Origin of the sequence: Pseudomonas sp. ML2-2023-3 (assembly GCF_037055275.1) — a bacterium.
Classification (GTDB): Bacteria; Pseudomonadota; Gammaproteobacteria; order Pseudomonadales; family Pseudomonadaceae; genus Aquipseudomonas.
This window is the reverse complement of the sequence record NZ_CP146343.1, coordinates 3,915,287-3,939,180: the sequence shown is the minus strand read 5'-3', so window position 1 is coordinate 3,939,180 and position 23,894 is coordinate 3,915,287. Positions and strand designations below refer to the sequence as shown.

20 protein-coding genes and 3 pseudogenes are annotated in these 23,894 nt (G+C 59.3%); 13 read left to right on the top strand and 10 right to left on the bottom strand.

Translation table 11 applies throughout. From position 1 onward, the window contains the following. Window positions 1-128: 128 nt before the first annotated feature. Window positions 129-998: a LysR family transcriptional regulator gene (locus tag V6P94_RS18025; protein ID WP_219261203.1), complete on the bottom strand. Its 870-nt coding sequence runs from the start codon at window positions 996-998 to the stop codon at window positions 129-131. 154 nt (window positions 999-1,152) lie between these two features. Between V6P94_RS18025 and V6P94_RS18020 the strand changes: the two genes are divergently transcribed. From V6P94_RS18020 to V6P94_RS17990, 7 genes are all read left to right on the top strand, one after another. Next, window positions 1,153-2,190, top strand: a complete 1,038-nt coding sequence (locus V6P94_RS18020; protein ID WP_133077581.1) for an amino acid ABC transporter substrate-binding protein — start codon at window positions 1,153-1,155, stop codon at window positions 2,188-2,190. A gap of 13 nt (window positions 2,191-2,203) precedes the next feature. Then, on the top strand, window positions 2,204-3,358 hold the full coding sequence (locus V6P94_RS18015; RefSeq protein ID WP_326397736.1) for an ABC transporter permease subunit: 1,155 nt from the start codon (window positions 2,204-2,206) through the stop codon (window positions 3,356-3,358). A 2-nt stretch (window positions 3,359-3,360) separates the two neighbouring features. After that, a complete protein-coding gene (locus V6P94_RS18010; protein ID WP_133077583.1) occupies window positions 3,361-4,458 on the top strand; it encodes an amino acid ABC transporter permease in 1,098 nt (365 codons plus the stop codon). Continuing rightward, window positions 4,455-5,231, top strand: coding sequence for an amino acid ABC transporter ATP-binding protein (locus tag V6P94_RS18005; RefSeq protein ID WP_133077584.1), 777 nt, complete (start codon window positions 4,455-4,457; stop codon window positions 5,229-5,231). Before V6P94_RS18010 ends, V6P94_RS18005 begins: the two co-directional genes overlap by 4 nt. Further along, entirely contained in the window at window positions 5,228-6,187 is a 960-nt protein-coding gene (locus V6P94_RS18000) for an isoaspartyl peptidase/L-asparaginase (RefSeq protein ID WP_338647992.1), read from the top strand. The genes V6P94_RS18005 and V6P94_RS18000 overlap by 4 nt, the downstream gene beginning before the upstream one ends. A gap of 65 nt (window positions 6,188-6,252) precedes the next feature. Continuing rightward, window positions 6,253-6,558: an NIPSNAP family protein gene (locus V6P94_RS17995; protein ID WP_048351632.1), complete on the top strand. Its 306-nt coding sequence runs from the start codon at window positions 6,253-6,255 to the stop codon at window positions 6,556-6,558. A gap of 110 nt (window positions 6,559-6,668) precedes the next feature. Continuing rightward, window positions 6,669-7,079, top strand: a complete 411-nt coding sequence (locus V6P94_RS17990; RefSeq protein ID WP_326397737.1) for an SRPBCC family protein — start codon at window positions 6,669-6,671, stop codon at window positions 7,077-7,079. 334 nt (window positions 7,080-7,413) lie between these two features. Here the strand turns inward: V6P94_RS17990 and V6P94_RS17985 are convergent, their stop codons facing one another. The 3 genes from V6P94_RS17985 to V6P94_RS17975 are packed head-to-tail and all read right to left on the bottom strand — an operon-like array spanning window position 7,414 to window position 11,743. Further along, window positions 7,414-8,997, bottom strand: coding sequence for an aldehyde dehydrogenase (NADP(+)) (locus V6P94_RS17985; protein WP_326397738.1), 1,584 nt, complete (start codon window positions 8,995-8,997; stop codon window positions 7,414-7,416). 42 nt (window positions 8,998-9,039) lie between these two features. After that, window positions 9,040-10,389 (bottom strand): glucarate dehydratase, encoded by a 1,350-nt coding sequence (gudD, locus tag V6P94_RS17980; RefSeq protein WP_133077588.1) that lies wholly within the window; start codon window positions 10,387-10,389, stop codon window positions 9,040-9,042. A 13-nt stretch (window positions 10,390-10,402) separates the two neighbouring features. Then, on the bottom strand, window positions 10,403-11,743 hold the full coding sequence (locus V6P94_RS17975) for an MFS transporter (RefSeq protein WP_133077589.1): 1,341 nt from the start codon (window positions 11,741-11,743) through the stop codon (window positions 10,403-10,405). 329 nt (window positions 11,744-12,072) lie between these two features. On the opposite strand from V6P94_RS17975, the gene V6P94_RS17970 reads away from it, so the two are divergent. Together V6P94_RS17970 and ltrA are read left to right on the top strand one after the other, a co-directional pair. Beyond that, window positions 12,073-12,783 carry a FadR/GntR family transcriptional regulator gene (locus V6P94_RS17970; RefSeq protein ID WP_219261210.1) on the top strand — a complete coding sequence of 237 codons (711 nt, stop codon included), beginning with the start codon at window positions 12,073-12,075 and terminating at the stop codon, window positions 12,781-12,783. Window positions 12,784-13,400: 617 nt separating this feature from the next. After that, window positions 13,401-14,768, top strand: a complete 1,368-nt coding sequence (ltrA, locus tag V6P94_RS17965; RefSeq protein WP_338647986.1) for a group II intron reverse transcriptase/maturase — start codon at window positions 13,401-13,403, stop codon at window positions 14,766-14,768. A gap of 1,049 nt (window positions 14,769-15,817) precedes the next feature. Here the strand turns inward: ltrA and V6P94_RS17960 are convergent. Further along, window positions 15,818-16,515: pseudogene (locus V6P94_RS17960) on the bottom strand (tetratricopeptide repeat protein); the annotation flags it as partial. 369 nt (window positions 16,516-16,884) lie between these two features. On the opposite strand from V6P94_RS17960, the gene V6P94_RS17955 reads away from it, so the two are divergent. Together V6P94_RS17955 and V6P94_RS17950 are read left to right on the top strand one after the other, a co-directional pair. After that, the gene (locus V6P94_RS17955; protein ID WP_219261223.1) at window positions 16,885-17,238 is read left to right on the top strand and encodes a hypothetical protein; all 354 of its coding nucleotides are present in this window, start codon (window positions 16,885-16,887) and stop codon (window positions 17,236-17,238) included. 18 nt (window positions 17,239-17,256) lie between these two features. After that, entirely contained in the window at window positions 17,257-19,620 is a 2,364-nt protein-coding gene (locus V6P94_RS17950) for a DNA polymerase II (protein ID WP_338647984.1), read from the top strand. Here the strand turns inward: V6P94_RS17950 and V6P94_RS17945 are convergent. From V6P94_RS17945 to V6P94_RS17935, 3 genes and pseudogenes are all read right to left on the bottom strand, one after another. Further along, window positions 19,617-19,895: a hypothetical protein gene (locus V6P94_RS17945; RefSeq protein WP_133077592.1), complete on the bottom strand. Its 279-nt coding sequence runs from the start codon at window positions 19,893-19,895 to the stop codon at window positions 19,617-19,619. The genes V6P94_RS17950 and V6P94_RS17945 overlap by 4 nt on opposite strands. A gap of 100 nt (window positions 19,896-19,995) precedes the next feature. Next, window positions 19,996-20,362 (bottom strand): annotated as a pseudogene (locus V6P94_RS17940) (type II toxin-antitoxin system HigA family antitoxin). A 3-nt stretch (window positions 20,363-20,365) separates the two neighbouring features. Next, window positions 20,366-20,506: pseudogene (locus V6P94_RS17935) on the bottom strand (type II toxin-antitoxin system HigB family toxin); the annotation flags it as partial. A gap of 186 nt (window positions 20,507-20,692) precedes the next feature. On the opposite strand from V6P94_RS17935, the gene crcB (V6P94_RS17930) reads away from it, so the two are divergent. Then, the gene (gene crcB, locus V6P94_RS17930) at window positions 20,693-21,073 is read left to right on the top strand and encodes a fluoride efflux transporter CrcB (RefSeq protein WP_133077595.1); all 381 of its coding nucleotides are present in this window, start codon (window positions 20,693-20,695) and stop codon (window positions 21,071-21,073) included. A 16-nt stretch (window positions 21,074-21,089) separates the two neighbouring features. Next, window positions 21,090-21,491: a fluoride efflux transporter CrcB gene (gene crcB / locus V6P94_RS17925; RefSeq protein WP_133077596.1), complete on the top strand. Its 402-nt coding sequence runs from the start codon at window positions 21,090-21,092 to the stop codon at window positions 21,489-21,491. Window positions 21,492-21,556: 65 nt separating this feature from the next. Here the strand turns inward: crcB (V6P94_RS17925) and kch are convergent, their stop codons facing one another. Together kch and V6P94_RS17915 are read right to left on the bottom strand one after the other, a co-directional pair. Further along, complete coding sequence (kch, locus tag V6P94_RS17920) at window positions 21,557-22,732, bottom strand: voltage-gated potassium channel protein (RefSeq protein ID WP_326397741.1); 1,176 nt, start codon at window positions 22,730-22,732, stop codon at window positions 21,557-21,559. A gap of 89 nt (window positions 22,733-22,821) precedes the next feature. Then, window positions 22,822-23,880 carry a HoxN/HupN/NixA family nickel/cobalt transporter gene (locus V6P94_RS17915; protein WP_133077598.1) on the bottom strand — a complete coding sequence of 353 codons (1,059 nt, stop codon included), beginning with the start codon at window positions 23,878-23,880 and terminating at the stop codon, window positions 22,822-22,824. Between the last annotated feature and the right edge of the window lie 14 nt (window positions 23,881-23,894).

The following is a 23,894-nucleotide window of genomic DNA, read 5'->3' as shown; positions in this document are numbered from 1 at the left end:
CAGGGGCGCGGCCAGATGGCCGTCCCCTATGCCGATTGCAAAAGCGGCAAAGTAACCAAAGCGCTTTCGCCCCTGCGTACGCCTGTCGCCGGTGCGCAGCGGTCCCGGGATCTTTACACGTTCTTTGTCTACAACCGTTGCCAAAAGGCATCGGCCTGGGGGTTACGGTTGTCCCGCCAGCGCACCAGAATCACTTCCAGATGGTCAGACTCCATATCCGGATACAAACGCACCAGTTCCCCGCGCTCAATCAGCGGCGCAACCATGCTGTGGGGCATGCAGGCCACGCCCTGGCCGCTGGCAACCATCGGCTTGAGGGCTTCGGACACGGTGGCCTCAAACACTTGCAGCAGGCGATGGGGCTGGGGGTGGCGGTTGATCTGGATACGGGACAATTCATGCAGTTGGGCACTGCGCGAGTAACTGAGCAGCGGGATCGGCTCATCGGTCTGCGCGCAATGCGCCGCCAGTGCCGGGGTGGCCACCCAGTACAGCTCGTCATGGCCCAGGGACTTGACCTCGAATTCGCTCTGGCGCGAGTAGGGCGCCGTCTTGGTATCACGGTAGAACAGGATGAAATCGCAACGCCCGGACATCAACGCCATGTAGTAATCGTCGGTGCTTCGATAGCCAGTGTCGATCCGGGTGAACAGCGGCGATCGCGCGCTGTTCAACTGGCTGATCCAGTCCGGGAAGAAGTTGCACGCCAGGGTGTGCAACGAGGCAAAGGTCAACGGCCGATTAAGCACTTTTACGCTCTGTTCACAGTCGCGGGCCATGCGCACCAATTCCACGGCATTGGGCAGCAAGGCTTCACCGGCGGCCGTCAGGCGTACCGGGTTGCGTTCGCGGTCGATCAGGGTGGCTCCCAGGTGCGCTTCCAGCAATTGAATTCGCCGGCTCAGCGCCGATTGCGAAGAGCCGCGCATGCTGGCCGCCGCCGTGAACTTGCCGGTATCGGCCAGGGCGAGAAAGTCTTCATACCAGTCGATGTTCATAGTGTTATTCCAATATTCGATAGCGCGTCCAGCTTAGTGGATCAATAGTCGCTATCCGGCCCATGCCTCTGTCTTTATTGTGCGTCTCAACCGCCACCTGCCGTTGGATTGTGGTTGTCAGGCATAACAAGAAGAATTTTGAAGGGGCAATGATATGCACAAATTGAATAGGGTGAAGCTTTTACTTGGGGCACCACTGCTGGCGCTGCTGGTGACCGGTGCTCAAGTTGCCCAGGCAGGTGTGCTGGACAAGGTCAAGGCCCATGGCAGCGTGCGCTGCGGTGTGGCCGGCGACAAACCGGGGTTTTCCCTGATCGACGACAAAGGTCGCTGGACCGGCATGGACGTTGATCTGTGCCGTGCCGTTGCCGCCGCCGTACTGGGCGATGCGGACAAGGTCGAATACCTGACCACCACCGCAAAAAACCGCTTTACCGCCCTGGCTTCAGGGGAAATCGACATTCTGTCGCGGGCCGCATCCTGGACCGCCGAGCGGGTGGCCAACCTGGGGGTGGACTTTACCACGGTCTGGTTTTACGACGGCCAGGGTTTCATGACCCACGCCGCGGATGGCATCAAAAAGCTGACGGATCTGGACGGTGCAACTTTCTGCCTGTCGCCGGGCACCACGTCGGAGCAGAACCTCGAAGACTATTTCGGTCGGCGCGGCCTGACGTACAAGACGGTCGTCATCGAGAAAAGCCCCGAGCTGTACGCCGCGTTTCAGCGCGGGCGCTGCAACGCCATCTCCAATGACTCCTCCGGCCTGGCTGCCCGATTGGCGCTGATGAACAACCCTCAGGACTACGTGCTGTTGCCGGAAGTGATTTCCAAGGAACCCCTGGGCGCCTTCGTCGCCCAAGGTGACACCACCTGGCGCAATATCGTGACCTGGACCGCCTATGCCCTGATGACGGGTGAAGAGCTGGGAGTGACGTCTGAAAACGTCGACCAACTGCACAGTGACAAAACGGCGTCGACCGACATCGCCCGTTTGCTGGGCACTGAAGGCACGATCGGCAAGTCCTTTGGCCTGGACAGTGACTGGGCATACCGCGCCCTCAAGCAAGTCGGCAACTACGCGCAGATCTATGACCGCAACCTCGGCCAGCAGACGGCACTGAACATCCCGCGCGGGCTGAACCGCAGCTGGAAAGACAATGGCTTGATGTACGCGCCGCCGATTCGTTAAGGGAATTACTGTCATGTCGACTTTTCGTTCGCACAACCTGCGCCTGTCGAGTGTGTTGCAGCAAGGGCTGGTCCTGGCTCTGGTTGCGGCGGTCTTTTATCTGCTTTCCAGCAACGCTGCGCTGAACCTGAAAAATCTGAATATTGCCTCGGGCTTCGGGTTTTTATCCCAGCGCGCTGGCTACGACATCAGTTTTTCGCTGATCGATTACACCCCGGACGCGAGCTATGCCCGGGCCTATCTGGTGGGGTTGCTCAACACCTTGCTGGTGTCGGTACTGAGCATTGTGCTGGCAACCCTGCTGGGGGGCGCACTGGGCATGGCCCGCGTGTCGGACAACTGGCTGATCAAGCGCCTGAGCGGGACGTGCATCGAGTTCCTGCGCAACGTGCCGCTGGTGGTGCATCTGGTCTGGTGGTACGGCCTGGTACTGGCGTTGCCAGGGGTCAAGCATTCGGCTTCGCTGTTTGGCGTGGTGTTTTTGAACAACAACGGCCTGAACCTGCCGTGGCTTGCCCAAGGCAGTCAGGTCGGTTGGGGCCTGGCCCTGATGCTGCTGGGCACGCTGCTGGCCTATGTGTTTTGTCGCGTCAGGGAAGCCCGAACGCCGTGGCGCGGTTTTGCCTCCAGGCGCTGGCCTCTGCTGTTGGCCGGTGCGGTGTTGCTGCCGTTGCTGGTGTACGTTCTGAGCGATGCCCATTTGCAATGGGAAGTGCCCGTGCAGCGCGGTTTCGGGTTCAAGGGCGGGATTACCCTGGTTCCGGAGATGCTTGCCCTGTGCCTGGCCTTGTCGTTCTACAGCGCAAGCTACATTGCAGAAATCGTCAGGGGCGCCATTGAGTCGGTGCATCGCGGCCAGTACGAAGCGGCCAAAGCGCTCGGCTTCAAATCCGGGTCAACCCTGCGCCAACTGATCGTGCCGCAAGCGATCTACCCGATGATCCCGCAGATCACCAACACGTACCTGAACATCGTCAAGAACTCCTCGCTGGGTGTGGTCATCGGCTTCATGGAGCTGGTGTCGTCTACCGGCGGCACCACCCTGAACCAGACGGGCCAGGCCATTGAGTGCATCGCGCTGGTCATGGGGACTTACTGTGCGATCAGTCTGGTGATCTCCCTGGGAATGAACATCTACAACCACCGCATTGGCCAGAGGGGGCACTGAACATGACCGCCATGAATCAATCACTGTCTATCCCGCTGGCACCTCCAAGATTGCCCTGGGCACAGCGGGCGCTGGCCTGGAGCCGTAGTCAGCTGTTCCCCAGTGTGGGCCACAGCCTGCTGACGCTCAGCGTGATTGCACTGTTGTGCTGGTGCATTCCTGCGGCACTCAACTGGCTGGTGTTCGACGCGACGTTCGTGGGCGACAGCGCCAAGGACTGCAACCCCGGCGGGGCGTGCTGGCTGCCGATCACCCAGCGCTGGAACCTGTTTGTGTATGGCTTCTACCCGCAAGCCGAGCAGTGGCGGGTGACCCTGTCGCTGATACTGGCGGGCGCTGCGTTTGTCCTGCTGTTTTTCAAGCGTCTGGACCGGCGCCTGCTGCTGGCGTACCTGGCCTTGCTGCCGATCGTGATGTGGTGGCTGCTCAAGGGTGGGGCCGGTTTGCCCGAGGTGTCTTCGACCAAGTTTGCCGGGATGCTGGTGACGGTCTTTCTGGGTACGGCAGGGATGATTTTCGCCTTGCCTCTGGGGATCCTGCTGGCCTTGGGCCGACGTTCAAAGCTGCCGGTTGTCCGTATGCTGTGCGTGCTCTACATCGAGCTGGTGCGCTCGGTGCCGGTGATCTCGCTGCTGTTTATGGCGTCGCTGATGATCCAGCTGTTTCTGCCGCCGGATTCGGCATTCGACATCCTGTTGCGGGTGCAACTGGTGCTGATCCTGTTTACCGCCGCCTATATGGCCGAGACCCTGCGCGGCGGTCTGCAGAACCTGCCCAAGGGGCAGTACGAAGCGGCAATGGCCCTGGGTTTTGGCTACTGGAAAACCATGGGCCAGATCATCCTGCCGCAAGTGCTCAAGCAGTCCATTGCGCCGTTGCTCACGCAATTTATCGGCCTGTTCAAGGAAACCACGCTGGTGATGATCGTCGGCGTGCTGGACATCGTCGGCATCGCCATGAGCACCGCCGTCGCACCTGAATGGGTTGAGTACGGCCATGAAATTTACGTCTTCCTGGCGATCTATTTCTTTGTCATCTGTTTTGCACTGTCGCGCTATGCCCGACATCTTGAACTTCGTATGGAGCAAAGCCGCTCATGATCATGAAACCCAAGGCAGATGCCGCCGCGATGGTGCGTATCGAACAATTGAACAAGTGGTTCGGCAATGCCCACGTGCTGAAAAACATCTCGCTGAATGTGCACGCCGGAGAAAAGGTGGTGATCTGCGGGCCGTCGGGCTCCGGCAAATCGACCCTGATCCGCTGCATCAATCAACTTGAGCAACACCAGCAGGGCCTGGTCGAAGTGCTGGGCGAGGAGCTCAATGGCAGCGTCAAGGGCCTGGAGCGTATTCGCCGGCAGGTGGGCATGTGTTTCCAGCACTTCAACCTGTTCCCGCACCTCACGGTACTGAAAAACTGCACCTTGCCCCAGACGTCTAATCTGGGCGTACCCGAGGCTGAAGCCATCGAGCGTGCGCTGGGCTTGCTGGACAAGGTCAAGATGCGCGACCACGCCAACAAGTTTCCCTCGCAGTTGTCCGGTGGCCAGCAACAACGTATCGCCATTGCCCGGGCATTGTGCATGCAACCCAAGGTTATGCTGTTCGACGAACCGACTTCGGCCCTGGACCCGGAAATGATAGCCGAAGTACTGGACGTGATGACCAGCCTCGCCCAGGAAGGCATGACCATGATTTGCGTGACCCATGAAATGGGTTTTGCCCGTAAGGTCGCAGACCGGATCGTATTCATGGACCAGGGCGAAATCGTCGAAGAAGCCCCCCCCGAGCGGTTTTTCTCGGCCCCGGAATCACCGCGTACCCAACGCTTTTTGAGCCAGATAATTAATCACGGAGTGCATGCGCAATGACTCAATCCATAGCGATGGCCCTGCATGGCGGCGCCGGTGTCCTGATGCCCGGTGTATTGACCCAGGATGACGAACAGGCAATCCACGCCGCGCTGCTGCAGGCCCTCAGGGCCGGCGTTGATGTGCTGGAGCAGGGCGGCAGCAGCCTGGACGCCGTGCAGGCAAGCGTAGTCGAACTGGAAGAGTGTCCGTGGTTCAACGCGGGTAAAGGTGCGGTATTTACCCATGCCGGAGACCACGAACTGGACGCGGCGATCATGAACGGCGCTAACCTCGAAGCCGGTGCGGTGGCTGGGGTGCACCACGTGCGCAACCCCATTTGCGGCGCCCGGGCAGTCCTGGAACACAGCGAACATGTGCTGCTGGCAGGCGCGGGGGCGGATCTGTTCCTGTCCGAGCAACCTGACCTGGAGCACGTCAGCAACGACTGGTACGACACCCCCTTGCGTCGTCGTCAGTGGGCTGCCCAGCAGCAACAACCGGAGACGGTGCTGCTGGAACCGGGAGGCGTGAAGAAAAAGTTTGGCACCGTGGGGGCCGTGGCACTGGACCGACAGGGGCATGTTGCGGCGGCCACCTCTACCGGCGGCATTACCAACAAACGCTACGGACGCGTGGGTGACTCGCCGCTGATCGGCTCCGGCACCTGGGCGGATGACCGCAGTGCCGCGATCTCGGCGACCGGCCACGGCGAATTCTTCATGCGTACCGTGGTGGCGCACAATATTGCGTCGCGTATCCGGCTGGTGGGATCAACCCTTGCGGATGCCTGTGAGCAGGTTGTGCAGGGCGAGCTCAAGACCTTGGGAGGCAACGGCGGCGTGGTGGCGGTGTCACCGTCCGGAGAGACCGTGTTGAGCTTCAATACGCCCGGCATGTACCGCGCCTGGCGCGATGCCGAGGGTGGTTTGCACACGGCGATCTATGCCGAGGATGATCGTCTGCATCCTCTTTGAGTCTGTTGACCCGTGGGGCGGCTGGAGACTAGTCTCGATCTCCTTTCGCCTCATGGAGTGAACACATGATCACGTGCTATCTGCGTTATGTCATTGACCCTTACAAGCTGGCCGAATTTGAAGCGTACGGGCGAATCTGGATACCCCTGGTCGAGAAATTCGGCGGTCAGCACCACGGCTACTTCCTGCCCTCGGAAGGCGCCAACAACATTGCCCTGGCCATGTTTACCTTCCCGAGCCTTGCGGCCTATGAAGACTACCGCGAGCGCTCAAAAACCGATGCCGAATGCATTGCCGCCTTCAAGCTGGCTGAAGACAATCGCTGCATCCTGAGTTACGAGCGAAGCTTCTTTAAACCGGTATTTGAGTGACCCGAGCGGGTCTCACAGGGGCCGTTGCTGTTGGCACACGTCGTTTCGGTTTGGTTCAACCCGCAAACCAAGTGCCGACGACAAATCACTGACTGATGGAGAATCCCCACATGGCAACCGCATCCGCAACTATCGATATTCCCGCTCCAGCCGATCAGGTCTGGCAATTGATCGGCGGCTTTGGCTCGCTGCCGGACTGGTTGTCGTTTGTTGTAAAAAGCGAACTGAGTGAAGGCGGGCGCTTGCGTACTCTGCGTACCGAGGACGGTACGGTGATTGTCGAACGGCTTGAAAGCTTCGACAACGGGAGCAAGGCCTACAGCTACTCCATTACTCAGGCGCCGTTCCCGGTGACGGATTACCTGGCCACTCTGCGTGTGGAAGCCCACGGCGCAGGTGCCCGGGTGACCTGGTCGGGGCGGTTTACCCCGAGCGGGGTAAGCGATGACGAGGCCCAAGAGCTGTTTTCAGGCATCTATCAGGGCGGGCTGACGGCGCTGCGAAGCAATTTTCCAGGTTGAGCACAGGGCTGCGAGATATGGGTAAAAAATACCCATAAATAGCGCGGTGATAGCAATTTGGAATAAGACTGGATCCAAAAAACAAATAAAAAACGTGGCTATTTAATGACTTAGGTCAGTATTGGTTTGAAATAAATTGTGCAGAATCACTTGTTACTGATTGTTACAATAGGGTAAGATCGCCCTGCGTTCACCTACCACGGTTTATGCATTTTTAAGCCCCAAGTTTCCATCAGCTACTTGGGCTTTTTTTTGTCTGAAATTTGATATTGGATCCAATTTGCAGGCATAAAAAAGGCGCCATATGCTGGCGCCTCCAGGCCAATACCGAGCCCTATTTGATCGCCAGGGAACTCCACTCGCCGTTCACCAGACGCTTCAAACCCAACGGGTTGCTGTTTTGCAACGCTTCGGGCAGTTGGGCGTCGGGATAGTTCTGGTAGCAGACCGGACGCAGGAAACGGTCAATCGCCAATGAGCCAACCGACGTACCGCGTGAGTCGGAAGTCGCCGGGTATGGGCCGCCGTGAACCATCGCGTCGCACACTTCGACGCCGGTAGGGTAGCCATTGACCAGAATCCGCCCGACCTTTTGCTCAAGGATCGGCACCAGCCACTGATACTGCGCAAGGTCATCCGGTTCGCCGATCAGGGTGGCGGTCAATTGGCCGCGCAAGGCCAGCAGGGCCGCTTTTAACTGCGCATCGCTGTCGACTTCGATAAGGATGGTCGTGGGACCAAACACCTCCTCCTGCAACAGCGGATCCTTGTCCAGCAGCAGGCTGACATCGGCCTTGAACAATTGTGGTTGCGCTTGCGATCCCGACTGGGTGTGGCCGGCCAGGTGGGTGATGCCCGGATGGCTGAGCAGATGCTCCACGCCCTTGGCGTAGTTGCGCAGCCCGCCTGCGTTGAGCAGGGTGTGCGGCGCCTGTTCGGCCATGTGCCGGGTCAGTTGCTCGACAAAGGCAGAGAACTGGGCGCTACGCAGGCCGATCACCAGGCCGGGATTGGTGCAGAACTGTCCGCCGCCCTGAGTGACCGATGCCGACAGGTCTTTGGCGACAGCCTCGCTGCGTGAGGCCAGGGCCTGAGGCAGCAGGATCACCGGGTTGATGCTCGACATCTCGGCGAATACCGGGATGGGTTGCTCGCGTTCGGCGGCCATTTTGCTCAGTGCGTTGCCGCCGTGCAGCGACCCGGTAAAGCCCACGGCCTGAATGGCCGGGTGCTTGACCAGCTGTTCGCCGACTCCGGCGCCGAAGATCATGTTGAACACACCCTTGGGCATGCCGGTCTTTTCAGCCGCACGAATAATTGCGCAGCCCACCTGGTCGGCGGTTGCCATGTGCCCGCTGTGTGCCTTGAAAACCACCGGGCAGCCCGCTGCAAAGGCGGCCGCGGTGTCGCCACCGGCAGTGGAAAAGGCCAGTGGAAAGTTGCTGGCACCGAAGACGGCCACAGGCCCGACGCCGATCCGGTACTGACGCAGATCCACCCGTGGCAGCGGTTTGCGATCCGGCAGGGCCAGATCGATTCGTGCGCCTAAAAAGTCGCCACGGCGCAGCACGGTTGCGAACAGGCGCATTTGCCCGCTGGTACGGCCGCGTTCACCTTGAATGCGTCCTGCGGGCAGGGCGGTTTCCCTGCACACCAAGGCGACAAAGTCGTCGCCCAACTGATCTATTTCGTCAGCAATGGCGTCCAGGAATTCGGCGCGGCGTTCAGGAGACAGTTGGCGAAACGGTACAAAGGCCTCGGCGGCGGCGTTGGCGGCACGGTCCACTTCTTCTGGCGTGGCCTGATAAAAGAGCACAGGCAGTGCCTCTCCGGTGCTGGCATCCAGGCTTTGTACCGTGACGGTTCCGGCAGCGCTGCGGCTGCCGCCGATAAAGTTGTGGCCAGTTACGGTCGACATCGTTTCGATCCTCGCTAGAGTGCTAAATGCGCTGTGGGGTGCTCAGCGCACAAGACAGGGTTTTTTGTTGTCGTATTTCCAGCCCGGAACAATGTACTGCATGGCGACGCTATCGTCCCGTGCGCCAAGGCCCATGCCTTTGTACAGTTCGTGGGCCTTGGCCACGGCGTCCATGTCGATGTCCACGCCCAGGCCGGGTCTGGCCGGAACCTTGATGTGACCGTCGACAATTTTCAGCGGCTCGCGGGTCAGGCGCTGACCATCCTGCCAGATCCAGTGAGTATCAATGGCGGTGATTTCTCCCGGTGCGGCGGCTGCGACCTGGGTGAACATGGCCAGGGAAATATCAAAGTGGTTGTTGGAGTGCGAGCCCCAGGTCAGGCCCCACTCGTGGCACATTTGCGCGACGCGTACCGAACCTTGCATGGTCCAGAAGTGCGGGTCGGCCAGGGGAATATCCACGGCCTGGGATTGAATGGCGTGACCCATCTCGCGCCAGTCCGTGGCAATCATGTTGGTGGCGGTGGGCAACCCGGTAGCGCGACGGAACTCGGCCATCACCTCGCGTCCCGAGTAACCGTTTTCGGCACCGCAGGGGTCTTCGGCATAGGCCAGTACGCGGTGTTGATCGCGGCACAGGGCCACGGCCTCCTTGAGTGACCAGGCGCCATTGGGGTCCAGGGTGATGCGGGCAGTGGGGAAGCGTTCGGCCAGTGCGGTGACCGCTTCGATCTCTTCGGCACCGCGCAGCACGCCGCCTTTAAGCTTGAAGTCGTTAAAGCCATATTTGGCCTGAGCCGCTTCTGCCAGGCGGACGATGGCTTGCGGGGTCAGGGCTTTTTCATGGCGCAGACGGAACCAGTCATCAGCCTCGGCTTCATCGCGGTAGGCCAGATCGGTCTGCTGGCGATCGCCAATGTAAAACAGGTAGCCGAGCATCTTTACCGCATCCCGTTGCTGGCCTTCGCCGAGCAGGGCTGCCACTGGCACTTCCAGGAACTGACCGAGCAAGTCGAGCAGGGCTGCCTCCATTGCCGTGACGGCGTGGATGGTGATGCGCAGGTCAAAAGTCTGCAGGCCACGACCCGCCGAGTCACGGGCGGCGAAGGTGGTACGCATGGCGTTGAGAATGCTCTGGTAGTTGCCGATGGGCTGGCCCACGACCAGATTGCGTGCGTCTTCCAGGGTCTCGCGGATGCGTTCACCGCCAGGCACTTCGCCAACGCCGACATTGCCGCTGCTGTCCTTGAGGATAACGATATTGCGAGTAAAGAAAGGGCCGTGGGCGCCGCTGAGGTTGAGCAGCATGCTGTCATGACCGGCCACCGGGATAACCTGCAGGCTGGTGACGATCGGGGCTTTTGTGGCGTGGTGTTGATGTTCGGCGTTCATTGTCTGTTCCTTGTCAGGCAGGTTGCAGGGCGGCGGGGGTCGCAGCAGCGGGGGTGGGTTTGGTCTTGGCAAAGAACACGATGATTGCCGCAATGATCGATGTACCGGCCAGGCCATAGAGCCCGCCCTGGATCGAACCGGTGGTTTGCTCCAGGAAACCGAAAGTGGTGGGCGCAACGAATCCGCCGAGGTTGCCGATGGAGTTGATCAGTGCGATCACGGCTGCCGCGATGCGTGCATCCAGATAACCCTGGGGGATGGGCCAGAACAGCGCCGATGCCGATTTGAAACCGATGGCGGCGAAGCAGATGGCAATAAACGCAAATATCGGGCCGCCGGTGGTCGACAGGAACATGCCCAGGGCAGCAATCAGCAGGGCCGTCGCAATCCAGGCCTGCTGGTATTTGAAGCGGCTGGCCAGTGACGCAAACGCATACATGGCAATAATGGAAATCAGCCACGGGATCGAGTTGAAAAAGCCCACCTGCATGTCGCTCAAGTCACCCATTTTCTTGATGATGCTGGGCAGCCAGAAGGTCGCGGCGTAAATGGTCAGCTGGATGCAGAAATAGATCGCGCAGAACAGCATGATCTGGCGGTCCTTGAGCAGCTTGAGCATGCTCGGTTTGACGATGTTGACGGCATCCCGCTCGCGCTGCTCGCGGTCAATCTCGTTCACCAGGGCATCTTGTTCCTCACGGCTGAGCCATTTGGCGTCATGGGGCTTTGAGTCCAGCCAGTACCAGACAAAGCCGCACAAAAACACCGAGGCCATGCCTTCGATGATGTACATCCACTGCCAGCCATGCAGGCCCATGCCGGTGATTTGCAATAGCAGGCCGGACAACGGGCCCGAGATCAGGGACGCCAGTGCCGAACCGCTGAGGAAGATGGCAATCGCCTTGCCACGCTCGGCGCCAGGCAGCCAGCGGGTGAAGTAGTAAATCACTCCTGGAAAGAATCCCGCTTCGGCCACGCCGAGCAGAAAGCGCAGGATATAAAAGTGGGTTTCGTTCTGGATAAAGGCCATCAGGGTTGCGGTGATGCCCCAGGTGAACATGATCCGGGTCAGCCAGATACGGGCGCCGACTTTTTGCAGCAGCATGTTGGACGGCACTTCAAACAGTGCGTAGCCGATGAAGAACAGACCGGCACCGAAGCCATAGGCGGCTGCGCCAATACCCAGGTCATGCTCCATGTGGGTGCGCACAAAGCCGATGTTTACGCGGTCAATGTAGTTAACGATAAACATGATGACGAAGAGCGGCAGCACATGCCTCTTCACCTTTTGGATCGCGCGCGCCAGTACGGGGTCGTTGGCGTGCGCAGCAGACGGATTGCTGGAAGTGTTCACAAGTCGAAGCCCCACTGATTATTGTTATGCGGGTGATATGTGCCGGAGGATGCGCCTTCGGTTGACGGACATCATACGAGTTGACTTTTGTCATCGCAATGCCTCGTAACAAACCGATAAGTTATAAAAAACGGGTTTTAAATGCATTTAACAGGTTTTTTCCCTGTTTAGAGCGCTTTGCGAGCCGTTTGTTGGAGGTTTTTTGAGGCGAACCGAAGCAAACTCTAAGTTTTGTGGGGCGGTATTTACCGATCAAAAGATAGGTTGTCATACATGTTGGGGTGTGTGAGATGCTAATATCAGGCTGCCATCTCTGAAGGGGGTTTCCCATGCAAGACCCGCAAGGCGCATCGACCCGCAAGCGTTCCCCTGGCCTGGCCCACGACATCGTGGCCGAGCTCACTCAGCGAATCCTGCTGGGCCAACTGGCTCCCGGAGAGAAGCTGCCTTCCGAATCCATCATCGTGCGTGAGCATGGTGTCAGCCGCACCGTCGTGCGCGAGGCGATCTCGAAATTGCAGGCTTCGGGACTGGTTGAAACCCGGCACGGGATCGGCACCTTCGTGCTGGAGCGCGATCAGCGCCAGGGCATTCACCTCAAGCGCGATACTGCGCACAGCGTGCGCGGCATCATCGAGTTGCGCATGGGGCTGGAGACACAAGCCGCAGCGTTGGCGGCCGTGCGCCGAACAGAGGGCCAACTGCTGCAAATGCGTCAGGCGCTGGATGACTACCAGAGTTCACTGGCCAATAACGACAGCAGCGTCGAACCCGATCAGCGATTTCACAACCTGATCGCCCAGGCCACGGGCAATACCTATTTCACCGACATCATTTCCCAGCTCGGGCGTTCCGTGATCCCCCGCACACGGATTGACGCCGAGGAGCGTGGCGACACCGATTTGATGAAATTGGGTCAAATGGCGGTGCTGGAGCATGAGGCGATCTTGCGTGCCATTCGCCGACAGGACCCCGACGCCGCCCGCGCCGCCATGCTGCTGCACTTGAGCAACAGCCTGGAGCGGATGGCGGGGAGGTGAATCATGCATACATGCTGTAGCCGTCCAGAGCCGCGATGGGCCATGGATGGCCCGTCGCGGCGTGCCCCCCCCCATGACAGTGCCGGAGTTAGGGCGGAACCCGTAGAAAGTCGTGACATATCGAATGGATATGGACTCGGCATAGCTGCGGGCGCATCGCAAAACAACTGGCACACGGGGTACATATCCGGCATTCGCGGTTAACTGAAATGATGGTTTCGCTCTTACAGCGAGTCCCTTGTGCGCCCAGCATGGGCGCCATCCTAGAGGTGAAAGTCCTCTCTTGAGCTGGCCACAGCGAATGAAGCGAAGCGCAACTGCATGAGGGTGACCAAGTGTGGGAAGGAAGCGTGGAGCATAAACCGCGAGCTGAGGTACACAAACCGCATCTGAGGCATCTCTGGTCAGGGCGAGCAGGCAAGTGACTGCGAAGCTCTTGTGGCCAAAGCACCGGGGATGTAAATGCGGCGGTTGTGCGGTGAAGGATGGCGTTCTTACCTGGGGAGATCTCGCCTCATGCCTGAAAGGGCGACGGCGCAAGCCGGAGCGAGAAGTCAGCAGAGGCCGTAGTAGCTGCGTTGCAGTGAAGGGCCAAACGAGAAGGAGTGAGGTTCACCATGGCGATACAGCAGGCCTTGCATCAGATGCCCGGGAAACCGGGGCGGGACGGAGCTGCGACGGGTGAAACCCGACGCGAAGCGTCCAGCGATGAAGCCGGCGGTCCGCGTCATGACCCGAACCACATGGGGTCAGGACTTCTGCAAGAAGCCCTGACCAGAGAAAACCTGCAATTAGCGCTCAAGCGAGTCCGGTCAAATAAAGGTGCTGCGGGCGTCGACGGTCTTGGGATCGATGAGACGGTCGAGCATCTGTTAACGGCCTGGCCCGTGATACGGGCGCAGTTGCTGGCGGGAACGTACCGGCCAAGTCCGGTGCGTAGAGTTCTGATTTCCAAACCCGACGGAGGCGAGCGCAAGCTGGGCATCCCAACGGTGACGGACAGATTGATTCAACAGGCGCTATTACAAGTTTTGCAGCCTCTGTTGGACCCGGTATTCAGTGATCATAGCTATGGTTTTCGTCCCGGTCGCAGCGCTCATCAAGCGGTATTGGCAGCGCAGCAATATATTGATTCGGGGCGGGACACTGTGGTGGACGTTGATCTGGAGCAGTTCTTTGATCGCGTTGATCATGACCTGTTGATCGCTCGACTGAGCAGAAGGGTAACCGACCGAGGCGTTCTGCGTCTGGTCCGGGCCTACCTGAACAGCGGGACGTTGATCGACGGCATAGTGGTAGCCAGTAAACGAGGGACGCCGCAAGGCGGCCCACTCTCACCATTACTGGCCAATGTATTGCTGGACGAGGTGGACAAGGAGCTGGAGCGACGAGGCCATTGCTTCGTCAGGTACGCGGACGATGCGAACGTTTACGTACGCAGCCTGAAGGCCGGTCAACGGGTAATGGCAGTGCTCCGTCGCCTTTATGATCGACTTAGACTGCAAGTGAACGAGAGCAAGAGTGCGATTGCCAGTGCGTTTGGCCGCAAGTTTCTGTGCTACGGCTTTTGGCTGTCTGCTCAAGGCGAGGTCAAACGCTGGGTGGCAAGCAAAGCGCTACAGGCGTTCAAAGGCCGCATCCGTCAGCTGACTTCTCGTAATGGAGGACGAAGCATGTCGCAGGTGGTGGAAGGTCTGAGACTGTACCTGCTGGGTTGGAAAGCGTACTTCGGTTTATCGCAAACGCCTCGCCTCTGGCACCGGTTCGATGAATGGATCCGCCGACGACTCAGGGCTATCCAGCTCAAACAATGGAGAACCGGAAGGAGGACGTACCGTGAGCTACGCAAACTTGGAGCAGGACCTGACTTGGCAGCGGCGATAGCCAGCAACAGCCACAGGTTCTGGCACAACAGTGTCGGTCTGATCCATGGAGTGCTTACGGTGGCGTGGTCCGACCGGTTGGGTCTACCTCGACTCTGCTGACCTCAACTTCTCGAACCGCCCGGTGCGGACCCGCATGCCGGGTGGTGTGGCAGGGGCGCGGCCAGATGGCCGTCCCCTATGCCGATTGCAAAAGCGGCAAAGTAACCAAAGCGCTTTCGCCCCAGCGTACGGCCCTCGCTGCGCTCAGGTGTCCCTCACTCCGGTCCCGCTCCGTGGGCCCGCCGTGACGGGCCATCCCTGGCCCAACACGGCTCTCCCGGCATCCATGCCGGTCGACCCACTGCGCAGAACCTCCTCTCGGCCTCCCGAAGGGGCGGGCAGATCAAAAGCACTGCCCGCCGAGGCGGCAGACCGGCCGGCCTGGTTGGTGGGTTGCATTCACGATCCGTAGCAGCTGACGAGCCGTGCGAGGCTGCGTTGGGCTTGGTGCGCCACTGCGACGTAGCACTCGTGGAATCGGCTTGCACGGTTAATCAGGCACTGCGCGTGTACCTGTTTTGCGACCGCTGCGCGATCGAACGTAGCCTCGCACTACTCGTCAACTGCTACACGCGGGATGGGTGACGATATCCGTAGCAGCTGACGAGCCGTGCGAGGCTGCGTTGGGCTTGGTGCGCCACTGGGACGTAGCAGTCGTGGAATCGGCTTGCACGGTTAATCAGGCACTGCGTATGTACCTGTTTTGCGACCGCTACGCGATCGAACGTAGCCTCGTGCTACTCGTCAACTGCTACGTAGAGGGATAGACGACGAATCCTGTAGACGCAGCCGTCGTAAAACCCTGCACTGGGGTGTTTTTCTATGCAGGCTGCAATCGCCAACCCAACACATTCAACATGTCACAACCATCTTGTATGTTGGCGCTAAAACTGGACCTGTCTCCTTGCAGCGGACGCCAAGAAGGGCAGGCAGATCAAAAGATCAGTGCAAAAACTAGATCAACTGCCCGCCGAGGCGGCCTGCAGGCCGACCTCTTTAGCGAAGCACATTTCTCTGAGCAGGTCGGTTGGCAACAGAGTATCTACAGGATGGGCGCGCTGTAGCCGCTGAGGAGCGCAGCCAAGTTTAACGTCTGAGTTTACGACGACTCATTTCAACACCACGTCCTCAGGGTTGATCTTTTTCCATGCCTGCAGCACCGCCTGTGCCTTGGGCTCCTGGCCGCTGTCGAGGTAAAACTGATCAACGCCAGCCGCGCATCGCGAAATGCCGGTTGGCGTTTGAGCAGTTCTTCCATGTGCTCACACGCCGGCCCGACCTGACCGTTCTGGTGCAACGCCACTGCCAGCACATAACGGTATTGGGCGTTGTCAGGTTCCAGTGTCACGGCCTGCTGCAAGGCTGACATGGCTTGCTTGGGCTGGCCCGCCCGAATCAACGCCAGCCCCTGGCTGTGTTGCAGCAGTGCTGTTTGCGGGTGCGCTTTGATCGTGTCGCTGAGCAAGGCCATCGCCTCGGCACTGCGGCCACTGGCTTCCAGCCACTGGGCCAGCGTGACCACCGCAGGGAAGAAGTCCGGGTCACACAGCAGGGCGGCGCGCAGTTTGGGTTCAACCTCGGCATTGCGACCACTGGCCTGATACAGCATGGCCAGGTTGAGGTTGGACTCGGCCCGTTCGGCCAGGCTCAATTGCACCGTTTCGTATTCAGCAATGGCGCTGTCCCAGGCCCCTTGATATGCCCCCAGGCCGTTACGCGCCGCCCCTTGCACGTTACGGGCGGCGATGATGCGCACCGCTCGCACGCTGTCACTCAATAGCGGGCCGAGCAAGTTCAGGTCGGTGGGCGTGTTTTGCCAGTCGCGGGCATTGTCGGCCCAGCTTGCCAGCGGCATCAGGGCCTGCGTGAGTGCCGTGACACTGGCTTTGCGGGCGGTGCTTGATCCCATCGTATTGCTCCTTCAATAGCCCATGGCGCTCTATCGTCCAATGCGCGGCGAATTTATTTTTATTGACGCTAGCACTAACCCCGGGATTCGCTGTCGTGGTGGCTTAAAACTGCCGATTCTGTGGTCTTGGTCACTGTTAAATGACCAACGGTTATCTGCCCCGCAGACTTTGCTGGCTCTGGCCTGGGGGGGGGGGTACTGGTTATTTAGCCACCTTTTCAAGCTGGCTGCGTGATATCGTATTGGCCTTTATCAAGGGGATTTCCAATGCGAATGCTGATTGGCGTTTTGAGCCTGGCCTTGCTGGCCGGTTGTGTGTCTCCTGCGATGGACACTGCCCGCAGCAAAGCCCCGGTCCGGGTGCTGGCTTCGGATAAAGCCACGGCGCTGGTCGCCGAATGCATCAAGTTTTCCTGGGAGGACGAAAGCGTCTTCGGGGTGGATGCCAGTGCCTATGTCAACAACGACAAGACCGGCCCACTGACGGTGTATACCCGTGGCGCAGAGTCCTTTGCCGATCTGGTGCCCCAGGGTACGGGCACTTCGGTGAGCTATTACGCCAAGCAACCGGGCGACGCTAGCGCCATGCGCCGTTTGGCGATGCTGGCGACATGCTTGTAAGTTCGTGAGGCTGCGACGGTGGAATTGAGGCAGGGGTTTGTCCTGACCCGGCACTGGCGCGATACGTCGTCGGGTATCGAAGTCGACTTCTGGTTGGCGACCGATGACGGGCCGCAGCACGTGCGCCTGCCTTGTCAGACCTCGACCGCGTTCATCCCGACGGTGCAGCTCGCTCAGGCGCAGACGCTGTTGCAGGATGAACGGGGTGTGGCGTTTCGCGAGCTGCAGCTCTGCGATTTTCAATCGCGACCGGTCACGGGCCTTTACTGCCGCCAGCATGCCCAGTTGATGGACGTTGCCCAGCGTCTGCGGCGCGCCGGGGTCGATGTGTATGAGGCTGATGTGCGCCCGCCGGAGCGTTTCCTGATGGAGCGTTTTATCACCGCCCCGGTGAGTTTCGGCGGCCGGGCCCAGGACGATGGTTCGTTGCTGGATGCCCGGCTAAAGCCCCATCCCGATTACCGGCCGCGCTTGAAACTGGTCTCGCTGGATATCGAGACCAGCGCCCAGGGTGATCTGTATTCCATTGCCCTGGAGGGCTGTGGCCAGCGTCAGGTGTATATGCTGGGCAAGGCCACCGAGGCTGACACTGCGGTCGATTTCGATCTTGAGTTCTGTGCGACCCGGGGCGACCTGTTGCTGCGCCTGAACCAGTGGCTGGCGCTGCATGATCCCGATGCAATCATTGGCTGGAACGTTGTGCAATTTGACCTTCGGGTATTGCACGAGCATGCCCGCCGGCTGGGTATCCCGTTGCTGCTGGGACGTGGGGGCAGTGAAATGCAGTGGCGCGAGCACGGCACCCGAAACAACCATTTTTTCGCCAGCGCGGCGGGGCGTCTGATCATCGACGGCATTGAGTCGTTGCGTTCGGCAACCTGGTCGTTCCCCTCCTTCAGCCTGGAAAACGTCTCCCAGACCCTGCTGGGTGAAGGCAAGGACATCAGCACGCCGTATCAGCGCATGGACGAAATCAACCGCATGTTTGCCCATGACAAGCCTGCGCTGGCGCGCTACAACCTCAAGGACTGCGAGCTGGTGACGCGGATATTCGCGAAAACCGAGTTGCTGACCTTTCTGCTGGAACGGGCTTCGGTCACGGGCCTTGAGGCAGATCGCAGCGGTGGTTCAGTGGCGGCGTTTTACCATTTGTACATGCCACTGATGCACCGCCAGGGCTTTGTCGCCCCCAATCTTGGCGACAAGCCACCCCAGGCCAGCCCCGGCGGCTTTGTGATGGAGTCCCAGCCGGGGCTTTACGAGTCGGTGCTGGTACTCGATTACAAAAGCCTTTACCCGTCGATTATCCGCACCTTCCTGATCGATCCGCTGGGGCTGGTGGAAGGGCTGCGCGAGCCGAGTGACGAGGCCTCGGTGCCAGGCTTTCGCGGGGCGCGCTTTTCCCGAACCCGGCATTGTCTGCCTGCCATTATCGAGCGGGTGGCCAATGGGCGCGAAGTGGCCAAGCGGGAAAAAAACGCACCCTTGTCCCAAGCCCTGAAGATCATCATGAATGCGTTCTATGGGGTACTGGGTTCCAGTGGCTGCCGTTTTTTCGATACGCGACTGGCGTCGTCGATCACCTTGCGGGGACACGAGATCATGCTCAAGACCCGGGCATTGATCGAGGCCAAGGGTTACAGCGTGATCTATGGCGACACTGACTCCACCTTCGTCTGGCTGCGCAGCGAACACAGCGAACAAGACGCTGCCCGTATTGGCCATGACCTGGTGCAGCACGTCAACCAGTGGTGGCAGGCCCATGTGCGTGACGAGTACGGGCTCACCAGTGCGTTGGAACTCCAGTTCGAAACCCATTACAGCCGGTTCCTGATGCCCACGATTCGCGGCGCCGAAGAGGGCAGTAAAAAGCGCTATGCAGGGTTGGTGGCCCATGCAGACGGGCGTCGGGAGATGGTCTACAAGGGGCTTGAAACTGTGCGCAGCGACTGGTCGCCGCTGGCCCAGCAGTTTCAGCAGGCGTTGTACCTGCGCATCTTCAATCGCCAGCCCTATCAGGACTACGTACGGGATTTTGTGCGCGGCACCCTGGCTGGGGAGCATGACGAACTGCTGATTTACCGCAAGCGCCTGCGTCGTCAACTCAGTGATTACGAACGCAACGTACCGCCCCATGTGCGGGCGGCGCGGCTGGCCGATGAGTACAACGACCAGCAGGGACGGCCCCGGCAGTACCAGAACGGCGGCACCATCAGCTATGTGATGACCGTGGCCGGTCCCCAGCCGTTGGAGAACCGCACCGCACAGGTGGACTACGACCACTACCTGACGCGTCAGCTACAACCGGTGGCGGACGCGATTCTGGTATTTGTCGACGACGACTTCAGCGCGCTGGTGGGCGGGCAGATGGGGTTGTTTTAAGCGTCGCTGGCGGGTGGGGTGGCCTTGGATTTGGCGCGATCCTTGGCGGCCTTGGCTTCAGCGGCCAGGCACTCCAGGCAGAACTGCTCGGCGTAGCTCATGATGATTTCTGTGGTATCACCCTTGATCGTGCGCGAGCCTGCGAGGATGTAGCGCATGCGCTTTTCGGTCACGCCGATGCGCTGGGCAATCCAGGCCGGGGTCTGGCCGATGCGGTCTACCAGTTTGTTGGCGTATTCGGTGGAGTGGTTGTAGCGTTCAGCGTTGGGAAACATAGGGGGTCCATAAGCGTGGGGATAAAGCCGGAGGGCAGGGTACTCCTTTTCATCGCAATCGCCTGTATTTAAACCACCGGGCTGACGGGATACCTGGCGGCTAGGGTTTTGCCGGCCTGATCAAGCTCTCTGCCGGGATGCCAAACATCTCATGCAGTTTCCAGATCATGGGCAGCGTCAGCGCCCGCTTGCCATTGAGCACCTCGTAAACGCGGTTCTACGCCGATAGCGGGCACCAGGTCGGCAGGTGACAATCCGGACTGCTCCATCCTGAAGCGTATGGCTTCTATCGGGTTGGGCAGGTCCATCGGGAAGTGCTTCGCTTCATAGGCTTCAATCAACGTAATCATGACATCGAGGTAGTCGCCCTGCGGGGTGCCTGGTTCCGGCTCATTGTCGAACAGGGGGGAAACAGCCTTCAGGGCGTCCTGGTAGTCTTGTTCAGTACGGATTGGGCGAATATTCATGGGTTACTCCAGTTCAACGGTATCGGCATCAATGGCGTCGTACTGTTTACGGGTGCCGACGAACTTGATGTAAAGGGCGCTGAAGCGGTAAGCCACCGCGACCACGAGCCGATACTCATTACCTTTGATGTTGAAAACGACTCTGCCGGTGGGACTTTAGCAAGTGACTTCCATTTCAAAGCGGCTATTCAAATACCAAGCAACTCCCGTAAATGCCAGGCACAAAGTTCAAGAAAGTGTGTGGTGCCCCTCATGCTCCAAATCACGTGCCGCCTGGTATTTCTGAACTAGAGTTCCCCTTACTTACCAACTGACACGAGAGGGACTTTCATGACTGCGCTGGATGTTTTCTGGGTCGGACTGGGGGGCGGGCTGGGGTCGTTGCTGCGCTGGTGGATCGGGCTTCGGGTGGGGCAGTTGTATAAGGGCTCCTTGCCCCTGGGCACGTTTTTGATCAACGTCAGCGGCGCCTTTGTCATCGGTTACTTGAGCATCCTGTTTACCGTGGACTGGCGTGACCGCTATGGCGACTTCCTGAGTGCTGCCGTGCTCACCGGTATTCTTGGCGGCTACACCACGTTCAGCAGCATGCAGCTGGATGCTTCCAAGCTGGCCAAGGCCCGGGACCGTGCATGGGCGGCAGGTTATCTGATCATCTCGGTACTGGTCGGTCTGGCCGCCGCCGCATTCGGCGCCTGGCTGGCGCGCTGACACAGGAGCAAACACCATGCTGAACATGATTATTCTGATTTTCGTCGGCGGCGCGTTTGGCGCCATGTGCCGCGAATTTGTCATGCTGTCGGTGCCGCGCCTGGCCGACGGTTTCCCGATGGATATTTTTGTCGTCAATATCGTCGCCGCCTTCCTGCTGGGAGTGGCCACGTCGCTGTTCAAGAGCAACCGGATCAATCAGTACGTACACGTGATGGTCGGCACTGGGATCATGGGCGGGTTGTCCACGTTCTCCAGCTTCGTGTTCGGCGCCGTCGAAATGATGAAAGACCCAAGCGGTGTATTTGTCTCCCTCTGCTATCTGGTACTGAGCCTGGTAATCGGTTTTGTCGCCGTTGAGCTGGGCCTGGTTGCCGGAGCAAAGGTCACGCCGCTGCCCGCATCAGACAACCCGTAACCAGGGTTGCAACGGCCATGAAAAAGCCCTCGTCAGAGGGCTTTTTTTGTATCCCGGCCAAAGGCTCAGGCCAGGGATGTACGCTTTCCGAAGAACATCTCGGTGATCAGGTCATTGTTGATCTCATCACCCTGCAATGTGCGCACCAGCAGCTCGCTGCCCAGCAACGGCAGCGACAGCACCATGGTCGGGTTGACGCGTTTGACCTTGGGCATGTTCCGCGTTTCGTTGACCAGCGCGATGATCTGGGTGTCATCCCCGGCGACTTCCTTGGCCGCCAGAATGGTGAACACGTTCTCGGCGTCGCTGTCGCACAGGGTCACGATGTATTTGGCGTCCTCGGCACCGGCCATTTTCAGGGTTGAAGCGGCCGATGGATCACCTTCGATAATGTCGGCCTTTTCGGGCAAGTCGTGCTGACTGCCGGTGGCGCACACGACCGTGACGTGCTCGCCGCGATCGGTCAGGCCTTTGTAGACGTTTTGTGCCAGTGAACCGACGCCGACGAGGATGTAGTGATTTTTACGGGCCATGTGGGTAATCCTGCCTTTAACGATTCGTTGGATGTTGTTGCTGATCAGCGGGCCGGCAATGGAGGCCACCGAGATCGCGAAGATGGTGATGCCCAGGATGATCACCGTCAGGGTGAAAAACCGCGCATCGGTGGTATGGGGCACGATGTCGCCAAACCCCACGGTCGACATCACCACAATGGCGAAGTAGAACGCTGACGGCAGGTCGGTGACGGGGGGAGCGAATCCTTCACCGATGTAGAGTGTGCCCAGGGTGCTGTAGACGATCAGCGAGGCGATGCTGACCACTGCAAAGAAGCTGCCCGTGGCCAGGCTGTAGTGGTCAAACCGGCGCCAGTAGAAGACCAGGACCGCAATCGTGAAGAGTGAAAAGAAGGTCACTGCGTCGGTTTTTTTAAGGATGAAAAAATCAACGCAGACGGTGGCTACCAAGAGCAGTAATGCAAAAAACCAGCTGATACGCGACTTGATCAACAACCCCAGGGACATCAGTACCAGTACAAACCCCACTACAAAACCGGGGATTTCAAGCAAGGCTAAAAAGCTCAGAGCCTCCTTCCATGAATCAAACGAGCCGGAGACGGTATTGGCGTGAGCAATGCCACGCTGCAACACCGGCATGAATAAAAGAAAGCCATTGATCGCCACCAGCAAAGCGACTCCATAGGCAAAGGAGATACGATTTTTTACGTCCTGTAATAAAGTCATGGCACCTACGACGCGTCTATTGAGGGGTGAAGGGAGTGTAGGCCAGGTTTTCCTGGCTGCCACACGGGGTCTCGGGTGCTGGGTCTTTTTCAGGTATTGGCTGCCAGTTGGTCATAACCGCGCAGGTAGTAGTTGAGGGCCGAGATCAACCAGCACAGCACAAACATGCCGATGATCCAGTAGCCAATTTCGCCGAAGTTTTCACTGATGGCATTGATCGGCGTCCATATTCCGCCGGTTAGCTCAAGCTTGTCGGCAATCAGTCCCAATGCCTCGACGCCGCCGATGAACAACGCAACCACCACCGAGGCGGCCGTGATGGTGATGTTGTAGTAGAGCTTGCGCACCGGTTTGGAAAACGCCCAGCCGTAGGCACCGATCATCACGAAGTTGTCCAGTGAATCGATCAGGGCCATGCCCACGGCGAACAGTATCGGGAAGACCATGATCGACCACAGGCTGATGCCGTGGGATGCGCTGGTGGCGCTGATGCCCAGCAGGCCGATTTCGGTGGCGGTGTCAAAGCCCAGACCGAACAGAAAGCCCACCGGGTACATGTGCCAGCTTTTATTGACCAGGTTGAACACCCGGCCAAAGATGCGCGCCATCAGGCCACCTTTGTTAGTGGTGATCAGGTCCAGCTCTTCGGGTGGCAGGCTATGGCCGGCCTTGACCTGCCTGAACTTCTTGTACACCGAGATCAGGATCACCAGGTTGAGCACGCCGAACAGCAGCAGGAACACCGAGGACACCAGGGTGCCGATCAATCCGCCGGTTTCATGGAACCACTCCATGTCGTCCTTGAAAGCCATCGCCGTGACGGCGATGGCAAAGGATGCCAGGACCACGATGGTGGAATGCCCCAGGGAAAACCAGGTGCCCACTGCAATCGGTCGCTTGCCCTGCTGCATCAGTTTGCGGGTGACATTGTCGATGGCTGCGATGTGATCGGCATCCACGGCGTGGCGCAGGCCGAAGCCGTACGCCAGTAATGCGGTGCCCATCAGTACCGGGTTGTTGCCAAACTCGATAAAGGCCCAGGCCCAGGCGAGGAGGTTGGCCAGAATCAATCCGGCCAGCAGGTAAATGGCACGACGCGTGGTGTTCGACGGTTCGGCATTGACCAGGGGTTGGGCAATCACGGTCATGGGAAGGCTCCGGC